The 26,429-nt window shown below is 68.0% G+C and carries 16 protein-coding genes and 1 pseudogene; 6 read left to right on the top strand and 11 right to left on the bottom strand.

What is annotated here, in order from left to right; translation table 11 throughout:
* The first annotated feature begins 145 nt into the window (after positions 1 to 145).
* From FAZ98_RS26890 to FAZ98_RS26875, 4 genes and pseudogenes are all read left to right on the top strand, one after another.
* On the top strand, positions 146 to 1,093 hold the full coding sequence (locus FAZ98_RS26890) for a GlxA family transcriptional regulator (protein ID WP_158955781.1): 948 nt from the start codon (positions 146 to 148) through the stop codon (positions 1,091 to 1,093).
* Positions 1,094 to 1,277: 184 nt separating this feature from the next.
* On the top strand, positions 1,278 to 3,863 hold the full coding sequence (gene acnB, locus FAZ98_RS26885) for a bifunctional aconitate hydratase 2/2-methylisocitrate dehydratase (protein WP_158955779.1): 2,586 nt from the start codon (positions 1,278 to 1,280) through the stop codon (positions 3,861 to 3,863).
* A 145-nt stretch (positions 3,864 to 4,008) separates the two neighbouring features.
* Complete coding sequence (locus FAZ98_RS26880) at positions 4,009 to 4,452, top strand: MarR family winged helix-turn-helix transcriptional regulator (protein WP_158955777.1); 444 nt, start codon at positions 4,009 to 4,011, stop codon at positions 4,450 to 4,452.
* A 45-nt stretch (positions 4,453 to 4,497) separates the two neighbouring features.
* Positions 4,498 to 5,804 (top strand): annotated as a pseudogene (locus FAZ98_RS26875) (chloride channel protein).
* Between the two features lie 138 nt (positions 5,805 to 5,942).
* On the opposite strand, the gene FAZ98_RS26870 reads toward FAZ98_RS26875, so the two are convergent.
* The 3 genes from FAZ98_RS26870 to FAZ98_RS26860 all read right to left on the bottom strand — a co-directional run bounded on the left by FAZ98_RS26870 (position 5,943) and on the right by FAZ98_RS26860 (position 8,744).
* Positions 5,943 to 6,686: an MmgE/PrpD family protein gene (locus FAZ98_RS26870; RefSeq protein ID WP_158955775.1), complete on the bottom strand. Its 744-nt coding sequence runs from the start codon at positions 6,684 to 6,686 to the stop codon at positions 5,943 to 5,945.
* The gene (locus FAZ98_RS26865) at positions 6,679 to 8,031 is read right to left on the bottom strand and encodes an MmgE/PrpD family protein (RefSeq protein ID WP_158955773.1); all 1,353 of its coding nucleotides are present in this window, start codon (positions 8,029 to 8,031) and stop codon (positions 6,679 to 6,681) included. Before FAZ98_RS26865 ends, FAZ98_RS26870 begins: the two co-directional genes overlap by 8 nt.
* Positions 8,032 to 8,183: 152 nt before the next feature.
* Positions 8,184 to 8,744 carry a flavin reductase family protein gene (locus FAZ98_RS26860; RefSeq protein WP_158955771.1) on the bottom strand — a complete coding sequence of 187 codons (561 nt, stop codon included), beginning with the start codon at positions 8,742 to 8,744 and terminating at the stop codon, positions 8,184 to 8,186.
* Between the two features lie 130 nt (positions 8,745 to 8,874).
* On the opposite strand from FAZ98_RS26860, the gene FAZ98_RS26855 reads away from it, so the two are divergent.
* The gene (locus FAZ98_RS26855) at positions 8,875 to 9,921 is read left to right on the top strand and encodes a DUF4434 domain-containing protein (protein ID WP_233272854.1); all 1,047 of its coding nucleotides are present in this window, start codon (positions 8,875 to 8,877) and stop codon (positions 9,919 to 9,921) included.
* 87 nt (positions 9,922 to 10,008) lie between these two features.
* On the opposite strand, the gene wecB is transcribed toward FAZ98_RS26855, so the two are convergent.
* From wecB to FAZ98_RS26835, 4 genes are read right to left on the bottom strand one after another with little or no spacing between them, the layout of a single operon-like run.
* Positions 10,009 to 11,163, bottom strand: coding sequence for a non-hydrolyzing UDP-N-acetylglucosamine 2-epimerase (gene wecB / locus FAZ98_RS26850; RefSeq protein ID WP_158955769.1), 1,155 nt, complete (start codon positions 11,161 to 11,163; stop codon positions 10,009 to 10,011).
* A gap of 52 nt (positions 11,164 to 11,215) precedes the next feature.
* A complete protein-coding gene (locus FAZ98_RS26845) occupies positions 11,216 to 13,759 on the bottom strand; it encodes an NfrA family protein (RefSeq protein ID WP_158955767.1) in 2,544 nt (847 codons plus the stop codon).
* Entirely contained in the window at positions 13,756 to 15,939 is a 2,184-nt protein-coding gene (locus FAZ98_RS26840) for a glycosyl transferase family protein (RefSeq protein WP_158956560.1), read from the bottom strand. Before FAZ98_RS26840 ends, FAZ98_RS26845 begins: the two co-directional genes overlap by 4 nt.
* Positions 15,940 to 15,941: 2 nt before the next feature.
* On the bottom strand, positions 15,942 to 18,371 hold the full coding sequence (locus tag FAZ98_RS26835) for a cellulose biosynthesis cyclic di-GMP-binding regulatory protein BcsB (RefSeq protein ID WP_233272853.1): 2,430 nt from the start codon (positions 18,369 to 18,371) through the stop codon (positions 15,942 to 15,944).
* Between the two features lie 540 nt (positions 18,372 to 18,911).
* Between FAZ98_RS26835 and FAZ98_RS26830 the strand changes: the two genes are divergently transcribed.
* Complete coding sequence (locus tag FAZ98_RS26830) at positions 18,912 to 19,841, top strand: LysR family transcriptional regulator (RefSeq protein ID WP_158956556.1); 930 nt, start codon at positions 18,912 to 18,914, stop codon at positions 19,839 to 19,841.
* Positions 19,842 to 19,881: 40 nt separating this feature from the next.
* Here FAZ98_RS26830 and acpA read toward each other — a convergent pair whose 3' ends face one another.
* The 4 genes from acpA to FAZ98_RS26810 all read right to left on the bottom strand — a co-directional run bounded on the left by acpA (position 19,882) and on the right by FAZ98_RS26810 (position 26,428).
* Positions 19,882 to 21,645, bottom strand: coding sequence for an acid phosphatase (gene acpA / locus FAZ98_RS26825; protein ID WP_407672124.1), 1,764 nt, complete (start codon positions 21,643 to 21,645; stop codon positions 19,882 to 19,884).
* 147 nt (positions 21,646 to 21,792) lie between these two features.
* A complete protein-coding gene (locus FAZ98_RS26820) occupies positions 21,793 to 23,187 on the bottom strand; it encodes an MFS transporter (RefSeq protein WP_407672142.1) in 1,395 nt (464 codons plus the stop codon).
* Positions 23,188 to 23,349: 162 nt separating this feature from the next.
* Positions 23,350 to 25,410, bottom strand: a complete 2,061-nt coding sequence (locus FAZ98_RS26815) for an aconitase family protein (protein WP_158955763.1) — start codon at positions 25,408 to 25,410, stop codon at positions 23,350 to 23,352.
* Between the two features lie 130 nt (positions 25,411 to 25,540).
* Complete coding sequence (locus FAZ98_RS26810) at positions 25,541 to 26,428, bottom strand: LysR family transcriptional regulator (protein WP_158955761.1); 888 nt, start codon at positions 26,426 to 26,428, stop codon at positions 25,541 to 25,543.
* Position 26,429: the final 1 nt, after the last annotated feature.

The raw sequence follows: 26,429 nt of genomic DNA, 5'->3' as shown, positions 1-26,429 counted from the left end.
AATGACATAGATGCAATGATTCCGGACACACCAAAAGACATGCGCGGTGTGATGAAAGCGCCAGAACACGCGCCATTCGCGCCATCACCGAAATTTCCGTTTTGTGGTACATACGAGGTTTTCCGCCACTCTTTGCGAGGCGATCGTGCACTCAATCGGACTTGTCGTGTACCCCGGTTTTCAGACGATGGGCCTCGCCGTGGCGAGCGTGTTCGAATACGCCAACCTCCTGCGCGGCGAGCGCGTCTACCAGTTCCGGCTGGTTTCCGAAGACGGCGGCCCGGTCATGACCTCGCAGAGCTTTTCGGTCAACACGGACCGCCTGCGCGACGCCACCTACGACACGCTGATCGTGGCCGGCGACAACGACTGCCGCCTGCCGCCCGCGAGCCTGCTCGACTACCTTCGCGAAGCGCCGGACCACAGCCGGCGCGTCGCGGCCATCTGCACCGGCACCTTCGTGCTGGCCGCCGCCGGGCTGCTCGACGGCCGGCGCGCCACCACGCACTGGTTTCACGCGCAGGCGTTCCGCAAGCAATACCCCGGCGTGCAACTCGACGAAGACCGCATCTTCGTGGTGGACGGCCCGATCTGGACCTCGGCGGGCATGACGGCGGGCGTGGATCTCGCGCTCGCCATCGTCGAAAAGGATTTCGGGCTGGCCACGGCGCGCAACGTCGCGCGCAAGCTCGTGCTGCACCAGCGGCGCGGCGGCGGCCAGTCGCAATTCTCGGCGCTGCTCGAACTCGACGCGAAGTCCGACCGCGTGCAGCTGGCGCTCGCGCACGCCACCGAACATCTCGGCGGCGATCTGTCCGTGGAGGTGCTCGCCGATGTCGCGCGCCTGAGCCCGCGCCAGTTCAGCCGCGTGTTCCGCGAGGAAACCGGCCAGTCGCCCGCCAAGGCCGTCGAGCGGCTGCGCGTGGAGGCCGCGCGCTTGCTGATGGAGACCACCCGGCATCCGATCGAGGTGATCGCGCGCGAGACCGGATTCGGCGACCGGGAGCGCATGCGGCAGGCGTTTCTGCGCGCATTCGGGCAGCCGCCGCAGGCCATCCAGCGCACGTCCGGCGTCGCGGAACCCTTGCTGTAACGCATTCGCGGGGCTCGCGCCCTGAACCGGGCCCACTTTCGATCTTCCAACTCTTATATAAGACATAAGACATTTGACGATAGAGCGCGTTTTCCCGTAAAATCGCGCTCAAAGCAGTGCCCGGAAGCGCCTCGGCGCGCCAGGAAAGCCTCCCCCTGAAACGCAAATATCAGCAGGTCCCCCCATGCTTGAAAACTTTCGTGCTCACGTTGCCGCACGCGCTGCGCTCGGCATCCCCCCCCTGCCGCTGACGGCTCAGCAAACCGCCGAGCTGGTGGAACTGCTGACGAACCCGCCCGCGGGTGAAGAGCAAACGCTGCTCGACCTCATCACGAACCGCGTGCCGGCGGGCGTGGACGAAGCCGCGCGCGTCAAGGCCGGCTTCCTCGCCGCCGTCGCCAAGGGCGAAACCGCCTGCGCGCTGATCTCGCGCGAGCGCGCCACGGAACTGCTCGGCACGATGCTGGGCGGCTACAACATCGCCCCGCTGATCGAACTGCTGTCCGACGCCGCCGTGGGTACGGTCGCCGCGGAAGCGCTCAAGAAAACCCTGCTGATGTTCGACCAGTTCCACGACGTCAAGGAACTCGCCGACCAGGGCAACGCCAACGCGAAGTCCGTGCTGCAAAGCTGGGCCGACGCCGAATGGTTCACGAGCCGTCCGGAAGTGCCGGAAAGCCTGACCATCACCGTGTTCAAGGTCACGGGCGAAACCAACACCGACGACCTCTCGCCGGCCCCGGACGCCACCACGCGTCCCGACATCCCGCTGCACGCGCTGGCCATGCTCAAGAACGCGCGTCCGGGCATCACGCCGGAAGAAGACGGCAAGCGCGGCCCGGTCGCGTTCATCGAATCGCTGAAGGAAAAGGGTCACCTGGTCGCCTACGTGGGCGACGTGGTCGGCACGGGCTCCTCGCGTAAGTCGGCCACCAACTCGGTGCTGTGGTTCACGGGCGAAGACATCCCCTTCATCCCGAACAAGCGCTTTGGCGGCGTGTGCCTCGGCAGCAAGATCGCCCCGATCTTCTACAACACGATGGAAGACGCCGGCGCGCTGCCGATCGAACTCGACGTCTCGCAAATGGAAATGGGCGACGTGGTCGAACTGCGCCCGTACGAAGGCAAGGCGCTCAAGAACGGCGCCGTGATCGCCGAATTCCAGGTCAAGTCCGACGTGCTGTTCGACGAAGTGCGCGCCGGCGGCCGCATTCCGCTGATCATCGGCCGCGGCCTGACCGCCAAGGCGCGCGAAGCGCTGGGCCTCGCACCGTCCACGCTGTTCCGCCTGCCGCAGCAACCGGCCGACAGCGGCCGTGGCTTCTCGCTCGCGCAGAAGATGGTCGGCCGCGCCTGCGGTCTGCCGGAAGGCCAGGGCGTGCGCCCGGGCACGTACTGCGAACCGAAGATGACCTCGGTGGGCTCGCAAGATACGACCGGCCCGATGACCCGCGACGAACTGAAGGACCTCGCGTGCCTCGGTTTCTCGTCGGATCTCGTCATGCAATCGTTCTGCCATACGGCCGCGTATCCGAAGCCGGTGGACGTGAAGACGCACCAGACGCTGCCGAACTTCATCAGCACGCGCGGCGGTATCGCGCTGCGCCCGGGCGACGGCGTGATCCACTCGTGGCTGAACCGCATGCTGCTGCCCGACACGGTGGGCACCGGCGGCGACTCGCACACGCGCTTCCCGATCGGCATCAGCTTCCCGGCGGGTTCGGGTCTGGTCGCGTTCGCGGCCGCCACGGGCACGATGCCGCTCGACATGCCGGAATCGGTGCTCGTGCGCTTCAAGGGCAAGATGCAGCCGGGCGTCACGCTGCGTGACCTCGTCAATGCCATTCCGCTGTGGGCGATCAAGGAAGGCTCGCTGACGGTCGCGAAGCAAGGTAAGAAGAACATCTTCTCGGGCCGCATCCTCGAAATCGAAGGCCTGCCCGACCTGAAGGTCGAGCAAGCGTTCGAACTGTCGGATGCCTCCGCTGAGCGTTCGGCCGCCGGTTGCACGGTGCACCTGAACAAGGAACCGATCATCGAATACCTCAACAGCAACATCACGCTGCTGAAGTGGATGATCGCGCAGGGCTACCAGGACCCGCGCAGCCTGCAACGCCGTATCAAGGCGATGGAAGCCTGGCTCGCCGACCCGCAACTGCTGCAACCGGACGCGGACGCCGAGTACGCCGCCGTCATCGAAATCGATCTGGCCGACATCCACGAACCGATCGTGGCCTGCCCGAACGATCCGGACGACGTGAAGACGCTCTCGGACGTGGCCGGCGCCAAGATCGACGAAGTGTTCATCGGCTCGTGCATGACCAACATCGGTCACTTCCGTGCCGCTTCGAAGCTGCTCGAAGGCAAGCGCGACATTCCCGTGAAGCTGTGGGTCGCGCCGCCGACCAAGATGGACCAGAAGCAGCTGACCGAAGAAGGTCACTACGGCGTGTTCGGCACGGCCGGCGCGCGTACCGAAATGCCGGGCTGCTCGCTGTGCATGGGCAACCAGGCGCAGGTGCGCGAAGGCGCGACGGTCATGTCCACGTCCACGCGTAACTTCCCGAACCGTCTGGGCAAGAACACCAACGTGTATCTCGGCTCGGCGGAACTGGCGGCGATCTGCTCGCGTCTGGGCAAGATTCCGACCAAGGAAGAGTACATGGCCGACATGGGCGTGCTCACCGCGAACGGCGACAAGATTTACCAGTACATGAACTTCGACCAGATCGAAGACTTCAAGGAAGTGGCCGACACCGTGTCGATGTAAGCCATCGTTGAACGCCGGCGCAACGGTTCTCATGCCGTACGCGCCGCCCGTTCGCGTTGCTGTGTCGCGCGCAATGGCGCCGCAGGCTCATGGCCTGCGGCGCCATTTTTTTTGGCATGATGGCCGCATCATCGAAAGGACGACCATGGGCACACGCAAGCCAGCGAAGCACGCGGCGCTGAACAAGCGCGATCTCGAAGCGATGTCGGCGTTTCGCTACGACCTGCGCAAATTTCTGCGCGCCTCCGAGGAAATCGCCAATGCCGCCGGCATCACCACGCTGCAATATCAATTGCTGCTGCACGTGCGCGGCTTTCCGGAGCGCCAATGGGCCACCGTGGGCGAACTGGCCGAACGCCTGCAGGCCGCGCCCAACGGCACCGCCGCGCTGGTGTCGCGCTGCGAAGCGGCCGGCCTCGTGACGCGCAAGGCCGATCCGGCCGACCGGCGCCAGGTGCAGGTGCATCTCACGCCCACCGGCGAGCGGTTTCTGCTCGATCTCGCGGCCAGGCACAAGGCGATCTACGGCGCGTTCCACTGGGTCCTCGACGGCACGGGCGTCTCGTTCGGGTCGCGAAGCGACGAGTGAATTTATGTCACAATATGCCTTAATTGGCATTCTGGCGGCGATCCCATGCGCATCTTCTCCATTTTCGAACGACCGAGGCTGTGGCGCCGGCAACGCCGCTGGATCTATTTCGGCACCTTCTGGCTGGGCGCCGTGGCCACCGGGCTCGTCGCGGTGCTCTACGCGCGGCTGATCGACTTCGGCTACGACCTCTTCCTGCAGATGACGGCGCGCGCCTTCTGGCTGCCGCTGCTCGTCACGCCCGCCGTGGCCGCGCTCGGCGTCTGGATCACGCGGCGCTGGTTTCCCGGCTCCGAAGGCAGCGGGATTCCGCAGGTGATCGCTTCGCTGCACGACGTGCGCGAACTGGGGCCGCGCTTGCTCACGCTGCGCATTCTGGTCGGCAAGATCGTCGTGTCCTTTCTCGCGATTCTCGGCGGCTTCACCATTGGCCGCGAGGGTCCGACCATTCATGTGGGCGCGGCCCTCATGTTCGCGCTGCGGCGTTTTTATCCGGCGCGCCTGCGTAGCGTCACGCGCGCGGGGCTCGAGCACAAGCTCGCGCTCGCGGGCGCGGCGGTAACTTGTCGGCCGCATTCAACGCACCGCTCGCGGGCGTGGTGTTCGCCATCGAGGAACTCACGCGCAGCTTCGAGGCCCGCACGAGCGGCGTCATCATCACCGCCATCATTTTTGCGGGCGTGGTGTCGCTCGCGCTGCAAGGCAACTACGTGTATTTCGGCACGATCGCCATCAACGGCAAGCTGCCGAATCTGCTGTTCGTGGCCGTGGTGCTGGTCGGCGTGCTGACGGGCATCGCGGGCGGCGTCTTTTGCTGGCTGCTGCTCAATACGAAAAAATGGATGCCCGCGCGCGTGTTCGCCTTCCGCAACGAGCGGCCCGTGGCGTTTGGCGCAGCATGCGGTCTGTTTATCGCCGTGATCGGCGTGGCGAGCGGCGGCCATCTGTTCGGCAGCGGCTATGCGGAAGCGCGCGGCATGCTCGAAGGGCAATCGCAACTGGGCGCGGCGTATCCGCTGCTGAAGATGGCGTCGATGGTGGGTTCGTACCTGCCGGGCACGCCGGGTGGTTTATTCGCGCCTTCGCTCGCCATTGGCGCGGGCATCGGCAACGCGCTGCACATGGTGTTCGGGCAAATGCAATTGCCGATGCTGATCGCGCTGGGCATGGTTGGCTATCTCGCGGCCGTCACGCAAAGCCCGATCACGGCGTTCGTCATCGTCATCGAAATGATTAATGGGCATGCGCTCGTGATTTCGCTGATGGCAACCGCGCTGGTGTCGAGTCAGGTGTCGAAGCTGTTCGCACCGCCGCTGTACGAGGCGCTGGCGCAGCGGTATTTGGGGCGCTGAGGCGGCCCTACGGCGGAGCGCATCGCCCGCCCTCGCTTTCCTCGATCGTTCGATCATTACGCGCATTGCCCGCTGGTGCGCGCTTGAAGCGCGCGCTTCGGCACCCACCAGACCGCGCGTCGTCCAACCGTCCCCCGCCTACGCCCCGCTCAGCCACGCCGCGTCCACCCGCCCGACGATCTGCCCCGCGTCGAACCGGTACGCCATGAGCGCGGCCAGCCCGCGCCTGCCGTCGATGGCCGCTGCCGCGCTCGTGAAGCCGTGCTTTGCGATCAATGCCGCTTCGATCGCGTCGGCGGCCGCCTTGCCGATCTCGATCGCTTCCAGTGCCGTGCCCGCGTTGCGCGCGAGGCCCGCCGCCTGCGTGGCGGCCACGCCCAGCGCGTGCCGCGTGCGCGGCGCGTCGAGCTGGAGGAGCCGCGCCACGGCCAGCGTCGCGCCGAGCACGCCGATCGACGACACCACGTTCCAGCGCGCGCGATAGTCGCTGCTGTCGAGCGCGGCGAGCACGCGCGTGGCCGCCTCGGTGCCCGCGGCGACGGCCGCGGCGATAGCGTCCCCGGAGGCGCCGAAGCGCTCGCCCGCCGCCACCGCGGCCGCGAGCACCGGCGTCGCGAGCGATGGCTCGCCGCGCGCCGCGAGTTGCGCGCCGAGCGTCCACGCGCGCAGTCGGGCATCGTTCGAGGAAGCGCGCTCCGCCAACGGCTGCAACGGCTGCGTTAGCCGACGTGAAACGCCGTCGCCGCTCGAAGCGTGTTCGCGACTCTCCTGCAACGCGCGCCGCGCCGCCTCGACGGCGCCCTGCGCTTCGTTCGGCAAGGGCGCGAGCGCGAGTGTCACGAGCGCTTCGGAAACAGCGGAATGCGCGGCGGCCTCATGCATGGTGCGGCTCCCGAGGCAGGCAAAGTTCGAAGAAAGGTCCGAGCGCGGCCAACGCGTCGAAGTCGTGCACGGCCCCGGCGATACGCGCGGCCGCGCCCGCGCCGAGCACGGGATCGATCAACTGCTCGACCTTGTCGCGCAACTCCGCGTTCGTGAGCGGCCGTGCCAGACTGCCGCGCGCATGCTCGACGTGATGCGCGACTGTACGGCCGCCGCGCAGGCGCGCCTCGATAAACGCCTCGTCGCGATTCACGCTGGCGTCGGGCGCGAGCGTCGTCTGCGCGCGCAACGCCGTCACGTCGGGCTGCACGACGCGCGCGTCGTCGTATTGCGCGAGGCCCACGCGCTTGTCGCAGAGCGCCGCGGCCACGCCGTGGATCGCCGAAAAGCGCGCCTGCAAGCCGTCCTTCGGCTGCGGGTTGCCCATGAGTTCCGGCACGAGCGGATGGCAGCGCAGCGTGATCGATTCGATCTCGCCCGCCTCGGCGATCTGCGCGGCGAGCGCGAGACCCGCGTCGATGGCCGGATGCGCAACGATCCCGCACGGATACGGCTTGTACGTGTTCGACAGCAGTTCCCAGCGCTCGCCCATCTGCCCCGTCATGCGCTCGAAGTCGACGCGGGTGGAAAGCGAGTGCGAGTAGCCGCCCGGCGCCTCGAAAATCTCCGCCTGCGCCGCCTGGCCCCGCTGCGCGAGCCGCGCGGCCGCGATGCCGTTCGCCGCGGCCTTGCCGGGGTGATATGGCTTGGTCATGGTGCCGAACGCCTCGCGCTGGCCGACGAACATCGACGCGGCGATCTCGCACGCGCGCGCGATGCCGCCGGCGTCGAGTTTCAGCAGCAGCGCCGCCGCCGCCGCGCAGCCGATCACGCCACAGGTGCCCGTGATGTGCCAGCCGCGATCGTAGTGCTCGGGCGAGATCGACACGCCCACGCGCAACTGCGCCTCGCAGCCCAGCGCAAACGCCGCGAGCGCCTGCGCGCCCGTGGGCTGCGTGGCGGGGGCGAGCGCCGTGAGCACCGCCCACACCGAGGCGGCGGGATGGATCACGGTGGCGAGATGGGTGTCGTCGAAGTCGTCGAGATGGCCTGCGAAACCGGTGGCGAGCGCGGCGAAATGCTCGTCCGCGCGCTCGCGGCGGCCCGGCACCGGCGCGAGCGTAACGACGCCGAGATCGCGCGCGGCAGCGAGGATCGCGGTCACGCCCGCATGCCGCGACGCGCCGATCGACGTGCCGATCACGTTGATGAGCGAGCGCTTCGCCTCCGCGACGACCTCGGGCGGCAGCGGCTGCCGGGCCAGTTGATGCAGGCCGCGGGCGAACGCGGCGGCAACGGAACTCATGCGGTCGATTCCTCCTGACGGCGGTTTAACGTCGACACTTTCTGCATTGTACGCTCGCATTTTGCCTTAATACGAGATTTTACGCATAAAGTGTCGACACTTAAGCGTGCGCAGTGGAACTGGCCGGATCGCTTCGGCTCGCGCACCACGCCCTATAGCATCTCCGGCCGGAACCAGCGCTTGCGCGAGATGGCCTTGCCCGAGAGCGTGAACACGCCGTCGCCGGTGTAGTGCAGCGTCTCGGGCAAATCGGGCGACGGCGCGACGCGCGCATCGACGATCTCGAACACGAAGAAGTTGTATTTGTCGACCCAGCCGTCGTCGTGCAGCCGGCACGCGAAACTCGCGTGGCATTCCTCGATCGACGGCGCGCTCACACCGTGCATCGTGCCGCGCGTGAGGCCGCATTCGGCGAACTTGTCGAGATCGGCGCCCGAGGTGTTGCCGATCTTCACGACGGCGTCGGTCAGGCGCGTGGTCGGCACGTTGAGCACGCATTCGCCGCTGCGCCGGATCATCTCGAAGCTGTGATTGCCGCCCGCGATCATGCAACCGATCAGCGAGGGCGAGAACTCCATGACCGTGTGCCAGCCCAGCGTCATGATGTTGTCGTGCCCGCTCCAGCGCGATGAAACGAGCACGATCGGGCCGGGTTCGAGGTAGCGTCGCGCGCGTTCGACGGGAAAAGCTTCGCGCTTCGGGAGTGTCGCCATGACGTGCGGGCTTCGCGAAAAAGGAAAGCGCCGTTTTCGCAATTGCCGTACCCTCGCGCGCCCGACGCCGAAGCGGCGCGCCTTGCGCCATCGCCTTTAAAATGCAGGCTTCGCCACTCATCACGTCCGCATGCCTTTTACGCGCGCCCATTCCCGCCTGGTGCCCTCCGCGCCCACCTCGCCCGCCCGCCGCCGCCTGCTGCAAGCCGCCGCGCTCGCCGCCTGCCTGCCGCTCGCGGCGTGCGAGTCGCCCGTCGCGCTCGCGGGCACGTTCGTGCAGCTGTGGCGCGAGCATCTGGACTGGTCGCGCGAGCAATGGCAAAGCCGCCTCGCGGCCACGCGCAAGTTCGGCTGCACGACGATCTTCGTGCAATGGGTGGCCATCGACACGCAGAACAGCAGCGAGAACCACGACTGGGCGGCGTCCGACACGCTGCTGCAAGGTCTGCTCGACGACTGCGCGCAACTCGGCATCACCGTGCATCTGGGGCTGCCCTACGACGACCGCTGGTGGCAGGTGATCGGCGCGGCGGACGTGAACGCGCTCGACGCCTTTCTCGCGAGCACGGCCGCGCGCGCGACCGCCTGGATGCGCGCGGCGGCGTGGCCGCGTCATCGCGCGTTCGGCGGGTGGTACGTGCCGTATGAGATCGAGCAATATTCCTGGGCCGATGCCGCGCGCGCGCAGCGTCTCGCCACCTGGCTGCATACGCTCGCCGAGGTCGCGAAGGCCACCAGCACGCGCGCGCCCACGCTCTCCACCTATCACAGCCGGCTCGCCGCGCCGCATGCGAACGCCACGCTCGACGGCCTCTGGCGCACGCTGCTCGCGCACGCCGACGTGCATCCGATGATCCAGGACGGCGCGGGCGCCGAAGGCCTCGGCGCTTACACGGCCTTGCAGCCGCTGCACGACCTGTTCGTCGCGCAAGGCGTGCCGTTCGATCTGATCGTCGAGCTATTCGAGAACGTCGCGCCGCACGGGGCGCCCCCGCAAAACGGCAACGCGGGTTTCGCGGCGCGCGCCGCGACCTACGCGCGCGTGCAGGCGCAGTGGAAGATCGCGCGCGATTACGGCGCGCAACGCGTGGTGGCGTTCGCGCTCGATCCGTACGTGATCGGCGACGCGCCGGGCGCGCACGCGCTGCGCGACGCGTGGCGCTCGGCGTTGCGCTAAACCGCTAAACCGCTAACGCGCTAACACGCGCGAGCCGCCTCGCGCCGATCCCTCGCTACATCGATACGCCGATACATCGAGCCCGCGCTATGCCGCGCTCGCGAGCTCGATGGGCGCGAACGCCTCCACCTCGCGCCCGAGCAGCGCGTCGACGATCCGTTGCGAGGCGAAACCGTCGCCGTACGGATTCACGCGCCGCGCAAACGCCGCGTGCGCGGCATCGTCGTCGAGCAGGCGCGCCACGCCTTCCACGATGCGTTCGCGATGCGCGCCCACCAGCGCGACCGTGCCGGCCGCCACGGCTTCGGGGCGCTCGGTCACGTCGCGCATCACCAGCACCGGCTTGCCGAGCCACGGCGCTTCTTCCTGCACGCCGCCCGAGTCGGTGAGGATCACGTGCGCGCGCTGCATGAACCAGACGAAATCGACGTAGTCGAGCGGCGCGATCAGATGCACGCGCTCGAGCCCGGCGAGTTCGGCCGTCACGAGATCGCGCACGGCCGGGTTCAGATGCACGGGATACACGATCTGCAGGTCTTCGCGCGCCGCGAGTTCCGCGAGCGCCCCGCAAATCTGCCGGAAGCCGTCGCCGAAACTCTCGCGGCGGTGGCCCGTGACCAGCAGCAATCGCCGCGACGCATCGAGCCACGGGTAGCGCGCCGCCGCCGCGCGCGCGAGCGGCATGTCGTCGGCGAGCCTGGGTTGCAGGGCCGCCAGCGCGTCGATCACGGTGTTGCCCGTCACGACGATGCGCCCCGGCGCCCGTTCACTCACGAGATTCGCGCGCGAGGTTTCGGTGGGCGCGAACAGCCAGTTCGCCCCGATATCGACGATCCGGCGGTTCATTTCCTCGGGAAACGGCCGCGCGAGATCGCCGGTACGCAAGCCCGCTTCCACGTGCCCGAACGCGATGCGCCGGTGAAACGCCGCGAGCGCGCCCGCGCAGGCCGTGCTCGTGTCGCCGTGCACCAGCACGAGGTCGGGCCGCTCCGCTTCGAGCACCTCGTCGATGCGCGCGACGGCGCGCGAGAACAGGCCGTTCAGCGTTTGCCCCGGCATCATCACGTCGAGATCGTGCTGCGCCTCGATGCCGAACAGCGACATCACCGTGTCGAGCATCTGCCGATGCTGACCCGTCACGCAGACGACGTTCTGCACCTCGCGTTCGCGCGCGAGCGCGCCCACGAGCGGCGCCATCTTGATCGCTTCGGGCCGCGTGCCAAACAGAGTCAGGACTTTCATGGTTTCGCTCCTTCTCGCGAGATCGGCGCCGGGCTTCGTACTGAATTCGCGTTCAGTACGAGAACGTCGCGCCGAGAAACACGCCGCGCGCGCGCGAATCGCCTGCCACGCGCACACGGTATTGCACGGTCATGTCGACGAACGAACGCGGCGCGTCGTACGGGCCGCCGCGGAACCACCAGCGCGCGGAGACGCCCGCGCCGATGCCTACGGGCACGCTGTGATCGATGGTCGAGTCGTAGTCGGCGCCCGCGACCAGATGCGGGAACACCGTGAGATTCGGGCTGATGGCGTCGAGCCGGAACGTGCGCCCGATGCGCGCGTTGGCCGTGGCGTAGGTGGACGGATGCTGGATGTAGTGGCCCGCTTCGCCGTACACCGTGCCCGTCCACCAGCTCGGCGCGCCGCCGCGCAGGTCGTCGCCGAAACCGTCCGACCACGCCACGCGCCCGAGCCAGTCGCCCTGCACCGCCGAGCCGATCGGCAAGATGCGCTCGAACGCGAAAATCGCGTTGGTCGAGGTGAACGGCTTCACGCGCGCACCGATGGCCGTTTGCAGCGTCTGCACGCCCGAGGGCGCGTCGCCCTTCACGCCGAAGTTTTCGTAGCCGCGCGCGTAGAGTTCGAACATGCGCTCGCCGAGGCTGCCGAACGGCCGCCAGTACGCTTCGGTGCCCGCCTGCCAGTTGTTTTCGAGGCCCGGCGTGGGGTTGTTGCTGGCGAGGCCGCTCTGGATGCCGCCGCCGCGATAGTTGACCGAAGCCGTGAAGCCCCAGTTGCGCGTGGCGTCCGCATGCGCGTGGCGCGCGTCGGAGAGCGCCGCGTCGGTCATCGGCGCGACGCCTGCGGGCGGCTGCGTGCCATAGTCGATCGCGTGTTCGAGCCACGTGGCGCCCTGCGCGTTGTGATGCGACTGCAACGCCGCATACCCCGCGTCGCCCGCCGCCGCCGGCGGCAACTGGCCCTGCGCGTCGGCGCGCGCGAACTCGGCGTACGCGCGCGGCGAGTCGCCCGCACGCTGCGCGAGATACGCGGTTTGCAGCGGCGCCATGCCGTCCGCCGCGCCCGAGGCCAACGCTTCGCGCGCGGCCGCGCGAGCCGCGCGCGTATTGCCGTTCGCGACCAGCGCGTCGATCAGCGCGAGTTGCAGCGTGGGGTCGTCGGGGACGGCCGCCACGGCCGCGCGCATCGCCTTCACCGCGGCCGCATGATCGCCGCGCGCCGTGGCCGCGCGCGCGCCGCGCACGTCGGCGAACGCGGGATCGGCGGCGTAGAGGTCGCAGGAGGCGCCGTATTGATCGGCGCGGCAATCGAACACCGGCTGCGTTTGCGCGCTCAACGGCGCGGTGGCCGTGGCCTGCATTTCGTTCGCCGGGTTTGCCGGGTTCGCCGCGAGCATGCGCTGCGCGCGCTTGCGGCGCAGCGCGATCACGGCGTCGGTGTCGTCCTGTTGCGTCTGCAACGGCGCGAGCACGTCGAGCGCGTCTTGCGGCCGATGTTCGGCGAGCCGCACATCGGCCACGATCACGCGCGCCACGCGGTCGTCGCGCGCGGTGCGTTTCGTGGCGTCGCTGCTTGCTTCGGTATCCGTATCATTCGCCGAGGTCAACGCCAGCACCTGCGCGAAATCGCTGTCGGCTGCGGGTTCGTGTTGCGCCGCCCGCGCGTAGCCGCGCAAGGTCCACGCCATCACGTCGTTGCGGTTCGCCGCGATGGCATCGCTCGCCGCCTGCTCCGCGCCCGCGTAGTCGCCGCGCGCGAACAGCACGTCGAGCAGTTGCAGGCGATACGCGTCGCGATCGGGCGCGTACGCCACGGCTTTTTCGGCGAGCGTTTGCGCCGTGGCGAGATCGCCGTGCTCGCGCGCCGAAAACGCCGCGTTCGACGCCACCGGCGCGAGCCGCGCGCCCACGTATTCGCTGCGCGTGCGCAACGCGTCCTGCGCGCCGAATTGCGCGTCGGCGTCCTGAATCGCGGCCCAGGCGTCTTCGTCGCGATGATCGGCGTAGAGCGCGTCGATCAGCAGATAGCGCAGGCGCTCGACCTCGGGCGCGAGTTCGATGGCGCGGCGCGCCTCGGCGATGGCCGCGTCGTAGTCCTTGTGCGAATACGCGTCGTAGGCGGCGCGCGCGGCCACGCCGGCCGGTCCCGGCACGTCCGTGGCGCCACCGCCGCCCGCCGCCACGGAGGCGATCTGCGCGCGCCGCGCGGTCAACTGGCGGTCGGGGCCGAGCGTGTCGATCGCGTCGCTCAGGCTGCGTTCGGCGGCGTCGAGATGACCGTCGGCGGCCAGCGCGTTCGCGAGCAGCATGCGCAGCTCGATCACGTCGGGCCGCTGGCGTATGGCTTCGCTCGCGAGCGCGGCACTATCGGCATAACGGTGCGCGTCATAAGCCGCGTAGGCCTCTCGCGCCACGCGGTACGGCGCGCCGGCGAGCGGCAGCGGCAAGGCGTGGTCGGCGCGCGCCTGCGGCGCATGCAGCGCCAGCAGCGCCGCGAGCAGCGAGGCCACGGCCGCATGGCGCGGCAGCGCATGCGGCGACAGGAACGGCGCACTGCGCGGCGTAGGCAGGGCTTTCGGAATGGCGCGCTTCATCGGCCTCCCGATTGCGCTTCGCGCAGGCGCTGTTGCGCGGCCACGGCGCTCTTGAGCGCCTCGCGCGAGATCACGTGGCGCGCCACCATGTAGTCGCCGATCCGGCCGTCGCGGTCGGGGCGATACGCCTTCATCGCCGCTTCGAAACGCTCGCGCGACACCAGTCCCATTTCGATCAGCAGATCGCCGAGCAGCGGCGTGCCACGCACGGTCACGGCTTCGCCGCCGCCCTCTTCGTCGTCGCCGTCGAGGGCTTCGCGCAACTGCGCTTCGTCCACGCCGCGCTTCAGGCGCAAGCCCGCCGCGACTTCGCTCTCGCGCACGATCGCGAGCGTGATGATGCGGCCCGTGATCGCGTGCAGTTGGTCGAGCGCGGTATCGGCGAGCAGGTTCGCGGCGATGAAACGCGCGTGGCCGTTTTCATCGACGCCCTGCTGCAGCGTGCGCAAGCGCACGAGCACGTCGAGCGGCACGGTATTGGCCGGATCGTCGAGCCACTCGGGCACGAGTTCGCCGCGCGGCAGGTCGCTCTGAAACGCAATGGCTTCCGCGAGCGTTTCTTCGTCGAGCCAGCCATTGGCCATCAGCACGCGGCCGAGCGGCGCGTGCCGAGCGTGTTCTTCCTTGAGCGCGCGTTCGAGCGTTTCCGGCTCGATCGCCTGCCACGACACGAGCAGTTCACCGAGCGTCTGACGCGTGCTGCGCACGCCGCCCGCGCTCGGAAAGTCGTGCATCGTCTTGTCCCACGAAAGCGGTTTTCCGGTCACGACATGAATGAGAAAAAGCCGCCACGCCCGCAGCGCGGCGAGAAAGTTGATGAAGTTGCTGATAACGAGCCGCGGCACCGCCAGCACGCCGTGTTCCCAGCCATAAAGCCGCGTGGTGAAGATCACGCGCTGCACCACGCGCAGCGTGAGCGCGCAGAAGTTGGCGGTGAGCATGGCGCTCATCCACGGGGAGTCGATGAACGGCGAGGGGAACAGGTCGGGCGTGAGCCCCGCCAGCGAGGCGAGCGCGAACAACATGAACTGGATCACCAGCAGGTAGCCCACCATGCCGATGAACGACGTCACGATGCCCTTGCGGTCGCGCAGCAGCAGATAGCGGTTCGCGAGCGAGCCGCTCCAGCCCGTGAGCGTCCAGCCTTGCAGGCCGATGCCGAGCGTCCAGCGCGCGCGTTGCCGCCACGCGGTGCGCAAGGTATCCGGGAAATACTCGCGCACGCACAGCGGCATGGTCGTGGTGACTTCGCGTTCCTTGCCGAGCCCGAACCACGTGGTGCGGCGCGTGACGAACTGCACGGGAAAGCGCGCGAAGATCGCCTGCATGCCCATGCGCCCGATGCGCTCGCCCACGTCGTAGTCCTCGGTGAGGCTCTCGGTGTTGAACGGCTGCGCGTCGGTTTCGGCCATCAATGCGAGCATCGCGCGGCGCGAGAAACACGTGCCCACGCCCGCCGAAGGCACCGTGCCCACGAGGCTTTCGCGCACCACCAGATCCTTCGCGTGCCACTCGGCGAATTCGTCCATGTAGGTGCCGGCCACCAGCTCGCACCACTCGCGCTCCAGCGACGCCACCGGCAGCTGGATCATGTCCTTGCGCGGCAGCAGATAGTTGAAGAACTTGAGTTCGAGCGGATGCAGCACGTCCTCGCTGTCGTGCATGATGATGCCCGCGAACTCGGTGCCCGACTCGAACTCGTAGCGGTAGATCGACTGAATGATCCAGTTGAGGCAGTCGGCCTTACAGGTCGGTCCGTCGTGCGGCACTTCCACGCGATGCAGATGCTTGTAGCGATGCCGCATGCGCTCCACTTCGGCGATCGTCGCCGCATCGTTCTGGTAGGTGCCGACGAACACGCGGTAGGACCGGTAATCGAGCACGCGCACGAGGTCTTCGATCATCGCCGCGATCACGTCGTGCTCGTGCCACGCGGGCACCATGATCGCGAGCGGCTGCTCGGCGCGCTGCTGCAACTGCGCGACCGTGAGCGGCTTGTGCTGGCGCCTGACCGTGAAGAAACGCACGGCCTCGCGTATCCAGTACCAGAGGTCGATGAAGAGATCGTCGAGGCTCGACAGCAGGATCGCCGCCGAGACCACGAACGCGGCGTGCTCGAGCCATTGGTAGTACTCGGCCAGCATCACGCGGCCATAGAACCCCAGGGTCGCGAGCGTCATCGTCATTGGCGATCCCGCGGCGTGCCATCGTTCGACGTTTGCGACGACGACGGCGATTGCGGCGATTGCGGCGGCTGTTGCGCGGCCGCGCGGCGTTCCTCGCTGCTCTGCGCCTTCTTGCGCTTGCGGGCGATCTGCGCCACCACGATCAGCACGATCAGCAGGATCACGAGCACGAACGGAATGCCCCAGCGCGCCCAATGCCGCGTGACCCACTGCGTGCTGTCGTCGCCGGTGGCCGCGAGGTCGTCGGGGTGCGCGGTGTCGAAGCGTTGCAGCACGCCGGTCGCGTCGACCACGGCCACGTTGCCGCGCGACAGTTGCAGCTTGTCGGTGAGCACGGGCGCGTTGCCGGTCGAGCGATAGACGATGCCGGTCGCGTCGCCCGACTTGCCCACGCTCACCACGCCGAGGCGCGAGAGCCCCGAGACGTCGATCAGCGTGTCGCCCTTCGGCGATTGCAGCTTCAGGTGATCGGCCGAGAACTGCACGGGATCGGTTTCATCGGCGAGCGCGACATCGGCGGCGAGGAACGGGCCGGACGGCTTCGCGGTGGCGCCCGCGGCGACCACTTCGAAACGCGCGGGCAGCGGCGCGACGCCGGCCGCGCCCGTAAGCGTGGCGAGGCGCGGAATGGCGTGCACGGCGTCGTCGAGATACGCGTGCGGCACATACACCGTGGCCGCCGACGCGAAGCGCGCCGCCATGCCCACGAAGTCGGCGCTCGGCGTGCCGTCCGCGAGCTTCAGATAGCTGCTCGGCAGCACCGCCACCGGGTACGACTGGCGCGCCTGGCAACCGGCGTCGGGCTGCCGGCGGAACGTCACGCGCAGATTGTTGGTGCGCGCGAGGGCATAGCGCGGCACCTTGAGCGTGAGGCGCTCGCGGCGGCCATCCACGTTCAGCAGCTTCGCGCCGATCATCACGTCGTTGAAATAGACCGTGGCCGATGCCGCGCCGTTGGACAGCGTGGGCGACGCGGCGAGGTCGAGCACGACTTCGTCGGGCAGCTTGCCCTGGCCCGAAGCGGCCGCGAGATCGAAGCTCGCTTCCCACGAGGCCGTGTCGTGCACGTCCACGCTGCGCGGCTCGCCGCCGAGATCCGAGAGCAGGATCGCGTTGCCCTGCAGGTGCGCGCCCGGCGCGATCTGATGCACGACCACGCGCTGCGCCACGTCGATAGGACGCCACACGCGCGCGAGCACGGCCGCGCCCGCGTTGTCGCCCACCACGATCACCGCGCGGCCGCCGTAATGCGCGACGCGCGCCTCGCCGGCCGCGAGCGGCCCGGCGATCTGGTTCGCGGTGCCCGTGCGCCACGCGTCGAAGGCCGCGAGCATGGCGGGCGCGCTCGCGGCCACCTGGGTGCGCAGCGCGTCGAGCGCGCCGTTGAAGGTCGTGCGCAGGGCGTTGTCGGCCACCAGCACGTCGGGGCCGAAGGCGCTGCGCGGCGCGAGCGCGAGCAGCGCGCCAAGTTCGGCCGCGTCGGCGACGGTGGCGTGGCCCGCGTTCGCGCCGCTCGCGGCCGCGGCGAGCGCGTTGAAGGCCGGAATCGCGCGCAGCGAAGCCGGCACGTTCACGTCGCGCAGATCGACCGTCGCGCCCACGGCGGGCATCGCCTGGGTCACGGGGCGCTTGCCGTCGCGTTGCAGCAGCGCGTCGGTGCGCCATGCGGTGTCGAGCGACGCTTCGCTCAGGTGCGTGCCCGCGATCGTCATCATGGGCGCGTACGGCAGCGCGCTCCACGCGGTGCGCAGGTCGCGCACGTCGGCGGGATCGAAGTTGTAGCTGAGGCGCGTGGAGGGATCGACGCGCAGCACGTTGCCGATCGCCGTTTGATCGGTACACACGTTGTCGCTGATCACCGAGGCGTAACCGAGCCCGAGGCGCACGAAGCCGACCGAACGCGGCGCGCCGTCCACGCCGAGATTCACATTCACGCCGCCGTCGGCCTTGTCGAGCGCGCGCGCCGCCACCGGCGAGCCGTCGAGCGACACCAGCAGCGTGGTGCGGCCGCCGTCGCCGCGCACGTAGCCGCCGTCGAATTGCAGCGTGGCGTTGTGGATCGGCACGTCGGCGGGCACGGGCAGGAAGAACTCGCGGCGCGTGTCGGGCGCGGTGAGCGTGACGGCCGAGAGCAGGCCGAGTTCGCGCAGCGTGACCGTGCGCGTGACGCTCACGCTGCGGTTCAGTTGCGCGAAGCCGTTGGCGCCGCTGGCGTTATCGGCATTGGCCGCCGCGCTCGCGGCCGGACTTGCGCTGGTGGTGTCCGCAACGGACGAAGAAGCGGGCGCGGCCGCAGCCGCTGACGCCGCGTGGGCGACAGCCGGGAACGCACTCGCCGACGTGAGAGCGAGCGCAACGAGAAGCGTGGACAGAACGGGCGATTTTGCCGCGCGCGGCAGGCGGCGGCGTGGCGTGCGAAGAGGCAAGTTGGTTCTCTCGAAACGAGTTGGACCGGCGCCGAACCTGGGTTCGTCGCGTGAAAACGCGAAGCTGGGATGGCTTCGTCAGGCGCTGGGCGGCGCCAGGACGTGACGTGGCGCGCCCGCTGGCGCGAGCGTGACGAAGCGGAGTGAACGACCCCGTACAGACAGAATCTTTTTCTTCATATTCGCTGTCCCGATATATGCGTGGTGAATTAGATCTTAAGTCGGGACCCACTTAAATCTGATGTTTCAAATGTAAGAAATAAATTCTGAAACGGGATTTATTGCCTGCTTTAAAACGACAGAGAAAAATTTACAGCGATTTAAAGTATTCGCAATACTCATTTAAGTCTCATTTTTAATCAAATCATTTCCACCTTCGAATAAACGCGTTGGAAATTCGTAATGATCTGATAATTTATTTCCTTAAAAGACGGACCAATCGCTTTAAGGTTCCTTTAAGTTTTATTGGCGGCCTGGCCGCACGCGCAGCGCGCCGCCTTATACTTGCCGTCCCAATGCACGAGCGAGCGAGTGGCGGCAATGACGGATTTCAACAAGGTCGACCTGAACCTGCTGCGTGTGTTTCAGGCCGTGCTCGAAGAGCGCAGCCTCACGCAGGCGGGCAAACGGCTCGGCCTTTCGCAACCCGCCACGAGCTACGCATTGGGCCGCCTGCGCTCGCTGTTCGACGATCCCCTCTTCGTGCGCACGCCCGAAGGCATGCTGCCCACGTCCGTCGCGCAACGGCTCAAGGATCCCGTGGGCCGGGCGTTGGCCGCGGCGCGCGAGGCGTTGCGGCACGGCGAGCCGTTCAATCCCGCCACGAGCACGCGGGAATTTCGCGTGTCGATGTCCGATGTCGGCGAACAGGTGTTTCTGCCGGCCATTTGCGAACAGCTCCAGCGGCTCGCACCGGGCGTGCGGATTTCCGCCGAAGCCGTGCTGCTCACTGACATCGAAGAACACATGCGGCTCGGCCAACTCGACTTCGCCATCGGCAATCTGCCTTCGCTGAAGGCAACGACCGAATATGCGCTGTTATTTCACGAGGAATACGCGTGCATGACGCGTAAACGGCCGGGATTGCCGGCGCGCAAAATCTCGGCGGCGCAATTTTTGGAGATGTCGCATGTGGCGGTGGCATCGCTCGATCGCAGCCATGTGCTGATCGAGGAATCGCTGCGGCTCGCGCGGCTGCACCGGCGAATCGCGCTGCGCGTGTCGCATTTCAACGTGTGCCCGGAAATTCTGCGCCGCACCGACTGGATGGTGACGCTGCCGCGCGGCGTGGCCGACTTTTACAACGCCGGCGGCCATTTCGCGATTTACCCGCTGCCGGTGGAGTTTCCGAGTTTCGAGTCGACCATCCACTGGCACGAACTCTACGACGGCGACGACGGCAATCGCTGGTTCCGCGAATTGCTCGCCGGGCTGCTCGAAACGGAACGCGCGGCGATCAAGGGCGCTTAAAGGCGCTCGAGCGCGCCCACGCCGCGCGTACTCCCCTGCCTCAAGCGAGATTGAGCGCGTTGGTCAGATCGCCCATGGGCGCCTGGCCGCGTGCGCGCATCGCTTCGTCGCGCGAGCGCACACCGTCGAGCGGTTCGAGGTCGTAGACGCGCGTGACGAGGCGCAGGATCGACGCCGTATCGTAGATCGTGTGGTCGACGTAACCCTTCTTCGCGAACGGCGAGACCACGATGGCCGGCACGCGCGTGCCCGGACCCCAGCGGTCGCCCTTGGGCGGCGCGACGTGATCCCACCAGCCGCCGTTTTCGTCGACGGTGATCACCACGACCATGTTCTCCCACTGCGGGCTCGCGCGCAGCGCCTTCACCGCGTGCACGATATGGCGGTCGCCGGAAGCGACGTCGGCATAACCAGCGTGCATGTTGAGATTGCCCTGCGGCTTGTAGAACGTGACGGCCGGCAGGCGGCCCGCGCGCGCGTCGGCGAGAAAGCGGTTGGTGCTTTCGTCGTCGCCGAGACCGCCGTCGCGCAAGTGTTGCGCGCGCGACGCCGTGCCGGGACCCAGGTTCGCGAAGTAGTTGAACGGCTGATGGTGGTACTGGAAGTTCGGAATGACGGGCGTGCCGTCGGTGAGGTTCTTGCCGTGCATCTCCAGCGTCTGCTGGAACGCGCCCGCGTACCACGCCCAGCCGACGCCGCGCTTGTCGAGCTTGTCGCCGATGTGCTCGTGCGTTTGCGGCGGCACCGCCATGGCGTTGCTGTCGAGCGTGAAGTCGACCACGCCGTCGGCCTTGAGCGGATAGATCGTGGGCGCGAACGGCGGCATCATCGTGTTGACGGCGTAGCTCACCGTGCGGCCGCTGGCGAGCGTTTCGGGCGGCGTGAGCGCGCTCGGGCCGAACTTCGGAATGCCTTCCATCGCGCTCCTGGGCGAGACCTCGAGCGGCTTGAGATTGGGGTCGTCGGGGCGGCCGCTCACCGTGGTCGCGATCTGGAACTTCGCGATGCTCCCGGCCGGGTCCGCATACACGGGCGGCGTGGCCGCGATCAGATACTGGTGATTGAGAAACGAGCCGCCGAAAGCGCCCTGGAAGAAGTTGTCGCAAAGCACGTATTCGCTCGCGAGGTCCCACATGCGCAAGTCGTAACTCGTGTTCGCGTAGTGGCCCATCGTGAAACCGGCCGAGTCGGCCCATGCCACGAACTTGTCGTTTTTGCCGCCGTTGATCTGCATCTGGTTCTGATAGAACACGTGCCACAGATCGTGCGTGACGAGCGAAAGCGGCAGGTTTTCGCCGTGCGGGCCCTTGAGCGCGAACGGCGCGTTGGGCAAGTTCGTCTGGTATTGCTGGCCGGCCTTGTAGCTCACGCCATCGACCGTTTGATCCTTCAGCAGCCAGCCGCCCGGCACCGCGGGCAGCTTCGGCAGCACGGAACCGTCGCGGTCGCGCTGCGTGTAGTCCTCGGGCTTCACGGCCGCAAGCGGACGCTCCACGCCGGGAAAGTCGCCGAACAGATTATTGAAGCTGCGGTTTTCCGCGTAGATCACCACCACCGTCTTGACCTTGCTGCGCAGCGAGCGGTCGAATTCCGGCCCGGCGGCCACGCCCGTCACGGCGCTCTCGCGCGACTGCGGCGAGGCGCAGCCCGCGAGGCCCGCGCCCACCGCCATCGCCGCGGCGCCGCCCATGAAGCGGCGGCGGCCCGGGCGAGCGGGCGCTTTGGGCTGGTCCGCGTGGCTGGCGGTTTCGGGGGTTTCGTCTTGCGTGTCGGGGCGGTCGTGCGGCGCGTCGGGCTGTTTCATCGGAATTCCGTCGATCTCGGGAAGGAGCGGTGGGGCCACATCTTCGCGTGATTATCGTGACAATTCCGTGACACCGCCTTGAACGTGCTCCGCCGCGCGTGCGCGCTTTCGTCCCGGCGCGCCCGTGCGCGCGGCTTCGCGCCGGAGTCAGTGCGAAATGCTCTCCAGCGACTTGCCGAGCGTGCGCGGGCCCATCACGCCGATTGCGACGATCACGAGCGCCATCGCCCCGGCAATGAACACGAATACGCCGGTCACGCCGAACTCGCGCAGCGTGAACGCGATCACGAACGAGCTGAACACGGCCGAGAGCCGGCTCCACGAATACACGAAGCCCACGGCGCGCGCGCGAATGGCCGTGGGATACAACTCCTGCTGATAGGTGTGATAGCTGAACGAGATGATGTTGCCCGCGAGCGTGAGCACCACGCCCAGCACGACGATCGCCCCCGCGGAGCTCACCTGGCTGAACACGAGCCCCGCCACGATATTCACCGCCGACATGAACACGATCACATGCTTGCGCTCGAAACGGTCGGCGATCCAGTAGCCGAGCAGCGGGCCGAGCGGCGCCGCGAGGCCGATCACGGTCGTGTAGAGCAGGCTCGACGTTACCGAGATGCCTTGCTTCACGAGCAGCGTGGGCACCCAGTTCGCAAAGCCGAAAAAGCCGATGGTCTGGAACACGTGGAAGATCACGAGCATGATCGTGCGCTTGCGGTACGGCGGCTTCCACATCTCGGCGAAACCGGCCTTCTCCACCACGGGTTCGGCGGCGGCCGGCGCGGGCAGCGGCTGGCCGTATTCGCGCTCGACCTGCGCCTCGAGGCGCGCGAGCACGGCGTCGGCTTCCGCCACGCGGCCCTGGCCCGCCAGCCAACGCGGGCTTTCCGGCAGATTGCGGCGGAAATACCAGACGAACAGCGCGCTCACGCCGCCGAGCAGCACGACCCAGCGCCAGCCGTCGAGGCCATACGGCGCGCTGGGCACGAGCCGGTAGGCGAGCCACGCGGCCACCGGCACCGCCGAAAAGCCGATCGTCTGGCACACCGCGAACGCGCGGCCGCGCAGGTGCCTGGGCGCGAGTTCGGAGAGATAGGTGCCGATGGTGACCAGTTCCACGCCGATCCCCATGCCCGAGACGAAGCGCCAGAAGTTCAGGCCCGTGGCCGTGTCCTGGAACGCCATCACCGTATTGGCGGCCACGTACCAGAGCAGCGACCACGTGAAGATCGAGCGGCGGCCGAAGCGGTCGGCGAGAAAGCCGCACGCGATGGTGCCGAGAAAGAGTCCGCTGAAGAGCGCGGCGATGAAGCTCGCGACGCCCGCGGTGCCGAACAGGCCCGGCGTGGTTGGCGTGAGAATGCCGCTTTTCACGAGGCCCGGCGCGACGTAACCGGTGTACAGCAGGTCGTACAGCTCGAAGAAGAACCCGAGACTCAGGAGCAGCACCAGTTTCCAGACCGCGCGCGTGGCGGGCAACCGGTCGAGGCGCGCGGCAATCGCGCCCTTGCCTTGCGCCGCCAGCGCGGCGGGCGCCATGGCGACGGCCGCCGTGGCGGAATCGTGGCGCCCATTCGCCGCGCCCGGCACCTCGAATGAGGCCATGCTTGTCTCCTGAAACTTCGTTGCGGTGAAGTGCCGCGCTCGATCAATGTCGATCGAATTCGTTGCGCGCGCAAAGCCCGCTATTTTGCTCGAATTTCAACGATGGCGCGCCTGCAATTCGGCAAACGACGCAATCGCGCCCGCCAGCGCGCTCGCCGCCACGGTCGGCGGACTCGCGAGCCACACCTGGCCCGGCCCGGAACGGCCCGGGAAATTGCGGTTGATCGCGCTGATCGTGACCTGCCCCGCTTCGGTCGAAGCACCCGGCCCGCAGTTCGCGCACGCGCCGCAAGACGGTTGCAGCATGACGGCGCCCACCTGTTCGAATGCCGCGAGATAGCCCTGCGTGGCGCAGTAGTCGCGCACGTCCGAGGTGCCGAACTGGAGATACAGCGTGACGCCCTCGGGCACGCGCAAGCCGCGCGCGGCGGCCCATGCGAGCACTTCGTGATAGTGATCGAAGTCCTCGCGCTTGCCCGCCGTGCACGAACCGCCATAGGCGATGTCGATGCGCGGACGCTCCGCGAGATCCCGCAGCGCCACGCCGTTGCCGGGGTCGCCGGGCGCCGCGAGCATCGGCGTGATACCGGTGCAGTCGATGTCGATGATGTCGGCGTAGGTCGCGCCGGGATCGCTGCGCATCCACGCTTCGAGCGTGAAGTCGATGCCGCGCCGCGCCTTCAGGAAGCGCACGGTTTCCGCGTCGGGTGCCACGAGGCCCGTGAAGCCGCCCAGTTCCGCGACCATGTTGGTGAGCGTGGCGCGCTCGTCGGTGGAGAGGCGCGCGATAGCCGAACCGGCGAACTCGAACACCTTGCCCACGCCGAGACCCGCGCGAATGCGCGCGTCGGCGAGCAGATGCAGCACGAGATCCTTGGCCGTCACGCCGGGCGCCAGCGGCCCGTCGAAGCGGATCAGCAGCGACTGCGGCACCGTCATGCGCACCGCGCCCGTGACGAACGCGTTCGCCATGTCGGTCGTGCCCACGCCGAACGCGACACAACCGAGCGCGCCGCTGTGCGGCGTGTGCGAGTCCGTGCCCACCACCACTTGCCCCGGCAGCGCGTAGCGCTCCGCCATCATCGCGTGCGAAATGCCTTCGGAGCCTTCGTCGGCGGAAGGCGCGCCGCCGTTCTCGCTCGAATGAAGCTCGCTCAGCTGATTCAGATAGCCGTGATTGCGAATGCCGTAGTCGCTCACGAACGCGCGGTGCGCCGCCGAGAGTTCGCGCACGTCGGGCATCAGGCCGTTGCGCAGGTGCAGTTCGCTCTTGTGCGCATACGAGAGATGATCCTCGAACGCGAGGATGGAGTGCGGCTCGCGCAGCGCGAGCGGCCGGCCGAACGCGGCGTGCAGCATATGCGTCGCCATGCCGGTGTAGTACTCGTGGATAAAGCGCCAGTCGGCGCGCACGAATACGCCCGCGCCGGGCGTGAGCGTGTCGCTCGTGCCCGCGACGCGCAGCGCGTGGCGCTCCAGAATCTTCTGCGCCAGCGTGCGCGGGTTGTCGTTCGGCGTTTCGTCCTGCGCTGCGTTCGGCGTTTCGTCCTGCGTTGCGCGCGGTTTTTCGTCGACAGGAACCGGCGTCGCGCCAATCTCGCGCCTATGCCGCGCGCCGTAGCGCAGCAGGCCGCCGCTGCGCAGGATCTCGGCCGCGACGCTGTCGCGCGAGGCCACGAGTTCGTCGATGAAAATCGGCTCGCCGCGCTGGATGCGCTCGATCAGCCCGAAATCCGTCGAGGTGAACAAGCCGAGGTTGTCGGCGTTTTGCCGATAGATGCGCTCGAAGCTTCGCGCGATCACGAGCCGGATGCCCGCGCTGAATTCGGCGAGCGGACTATGCTCGCGCGACGAGCCCTTGCCGTAGCGATTGCCCGCGACCGTCACGCAAAACCCGCCGCCACGCACGGCGTCGATGCCGACAGGGTTGCGGCCGTCCACGCGCAGGCCCACGTAGGGCACGCGGCCAAGGCGTTCGTCGAAGCGCGTGAGCACGCTCATCGGCGTGATTTCGTCGGTGGAGACGTCGTCGCGCAATGCGTCGGGCGCGACGTTGGCGAGCGTTTCGCCAGCGAGTTGACGGTCGATCTGCGCCGCGTCCCTGCACAGAAACAGGATGCGGCCGCCCAGATCGAGGGCGGTATGCGGGGTGGCCATACTTCTTCTCCTTGTGCGCAATCTAGACGCCCCACGCGCGCGCGGCGAAGTGCTCGATTGGCAAAGGGGGCATCGCGGATGGCGATGTCCGGGCTAACCCTGGGGCGTTTTCATGTCGACGAACGCGCGCTCACGGCGCAATCAACGCGTCGATCAGCGCCTGCACCGCTTTGAGCCGCGACGACTTGCGCAGCGCATGCACGCGCAGCGCGCGCGTTTCCGCCCAGGCTTCCTTGAGCGGCCGCCGCACGAAGCCGCGCGAGCCCGCGAACGCCGAAGCCGCGCTGATCGGCACGATGCCGATGCCGAGACCCGCCTCGACCATGCGGCATTGCGCGTCGAAGCTGTTGACGGTCACGCTCACGTCGAGCGGCAACTGCGCGGCGTCGGCGCGTTCCTTGAGCGTCCGGTCGAGCGCCCCGCCCGCCTGCACCGCCACGAGCGGAAAGCGCAGCACTTCGGCGAAGGTGGGCGCCTCGCTGGCAACGAGTTCGTGGTCGGGCGGCAGCACCACGATCAACGGATCGTTTGCGAAGTGCCACGTGTCGAGCCCGGCGGGCGCGGCCGCGCTGGCCGAAACGCCCACGTCGGCGCGGTCGTCCACGCACGCGCGCACGACTTCGTCGCTGATCTGCTCGGTCAACGCGATCTGCACGAGCGGATACGCGGCCTGAAACGCGCGCAGCCGCTCCGGCAGGAAACCGACGATCGCCGACGCATTCGCATAGAGACGCACGACGCCCGCGATCTCGCCGCTTTGCGACTGCACCTCGCGCGCGAAGCTCTGCAACTGGTCGTGCAGCGTTTGCGCGCGCGCGAACGCCTGGCGGCCCGCGTCGGTCAGCGCGACGCCGCCGTGCGAGCGAATCAGCAGCGGCAAGCCCACGGCGGCTTCGAGATCGGCGAGACGGCGGCTGAGCGCCGAAGGCGCGATGTGATTGCGGCTCGCGGCGCGCGCGATCGACCCTTCCTGCACGACGGCGATGAACAGTTCGAGGCTGTAGGGATCGATGCGCATA

Origin of the sequence: Paraburkholderia acidisoli, from assembly GCF_009789675.1 — a bacterium.
Classification (GTDB): Bacteria; Pseudomonadota; Gammaproteobacteria; order Burkholderiales; family Burkholderiaceae; genus Paraburkholderia; species Paraburkholderia acidisoli.
Note: the sequence above shows the minus strand (reverse complement) of the source record. Positions and strands in the feature narration are given on the sequence as shown.

Excerpts from the sequence above, each read along its gene's own strand:
- acnB (WP_158955779.1), top strand. The coding sequence starts at position 1,278 with ATGCTTGAAAACTTTCGTGCTCACGTTGCCGCACGCGCTGCGCTCGGC.
- FAZ98_RS26880 (WP_158955777.1), top strand. The coding sequence starts at position 4,009 with ATGGGCACACGCAAGCCAGCGAAGCACGCGGCGCTGAACAAGCGCGAT.
- FAZ98_RS26870 (WP_158955775.1), bottom strand. The coding sequence starts at position 6,686 with ATGCATGAGGCCGCCGCGCATTCCGCTGTTTCCGAAGCGCTCGTGACA.
- FAZ98_RS26865 (WP_158955773.1), bottom strand. The coding sequence starts at position 8,031 with ATGAGTTCCGTTGCCGCCGCGTTCGCCCGCGGCCTGCATCAACTGGCC.
- FAZ98_RS26860 (WP_158955771.1), bottom strand. The coding sequence starts at position 8,744 with ATGGCGACACTCCCGAAGCGCGAAGCTTTTCCCGTCGAACGCGCGCGA.
- FAZ98_RS26855 (WP_233272854.1), top strand. The coding sequence starts at position 8,875 with ATGCCTTTTACGCGCGCCCATTCCCGCCTGGTGCCCTCCGCGCCCACC.
- wecB (WP_158955769.1), bottom strand. The coding sequence starts at position 11,163 with ATGAAAGTCCTGACTCTGTTTGGCACGCGGCCCGAAGCGATCAAGATG.
- FAZ98_RS26845 (WP_158955767.1), bottom strand. The coding sequence starts at position 13,759 with ATGAAGCGCGCCATTCCGAAAGCCCTGCCTACGCCGCGCAGTGCGCCG.
- FAZ98_RS26840 (WP_158956560.1), bottom strand. The coding sequence starts at position 15,939 with ATGACGCTCGCGACCCTGGGGTTCTATGGCCGCGTGATGCTGGCCGAG.
- FAZ98_RS26830 (WP_158956556.1), top strand. The coding sequence starts at position 18,912 with ATGACGGATTTCAACAAGGTCGACCTGAACCTGCTGCGTGTGTTTCAG.
- acpA (WP_407672124.1), bottom strand. The coding sequence starts at position 21,645 with ATGAAACAGCCCGACGCGCCGCACGACCGCCCCGACACGCAAGACGAA.
- FAZ98_RS26820 (WP_407672142.1), bottom strand. The coding sequence starts at position 23,187 with ATGGCGCCCGCCGCGCTGGCGGCGCAAGGCAAGGGCGCGATTGCCGCG.
- FAZ98_RS26815 (WP_158955763.1), bottom strand. The coding sequence starts at position 25,410 with ATGGCCACCCCGCATACCGCCCTCGATCTGGGCGGCCGCATCCTGTTT.
- FAZ98_RS26810 (WP_158955761.1), bottom strand. The coding sequence starts at position 26,428 with ATGCGCATCGATCCCTACAGCCTCGAACTGTTCATCGCCGTCGTGCAG.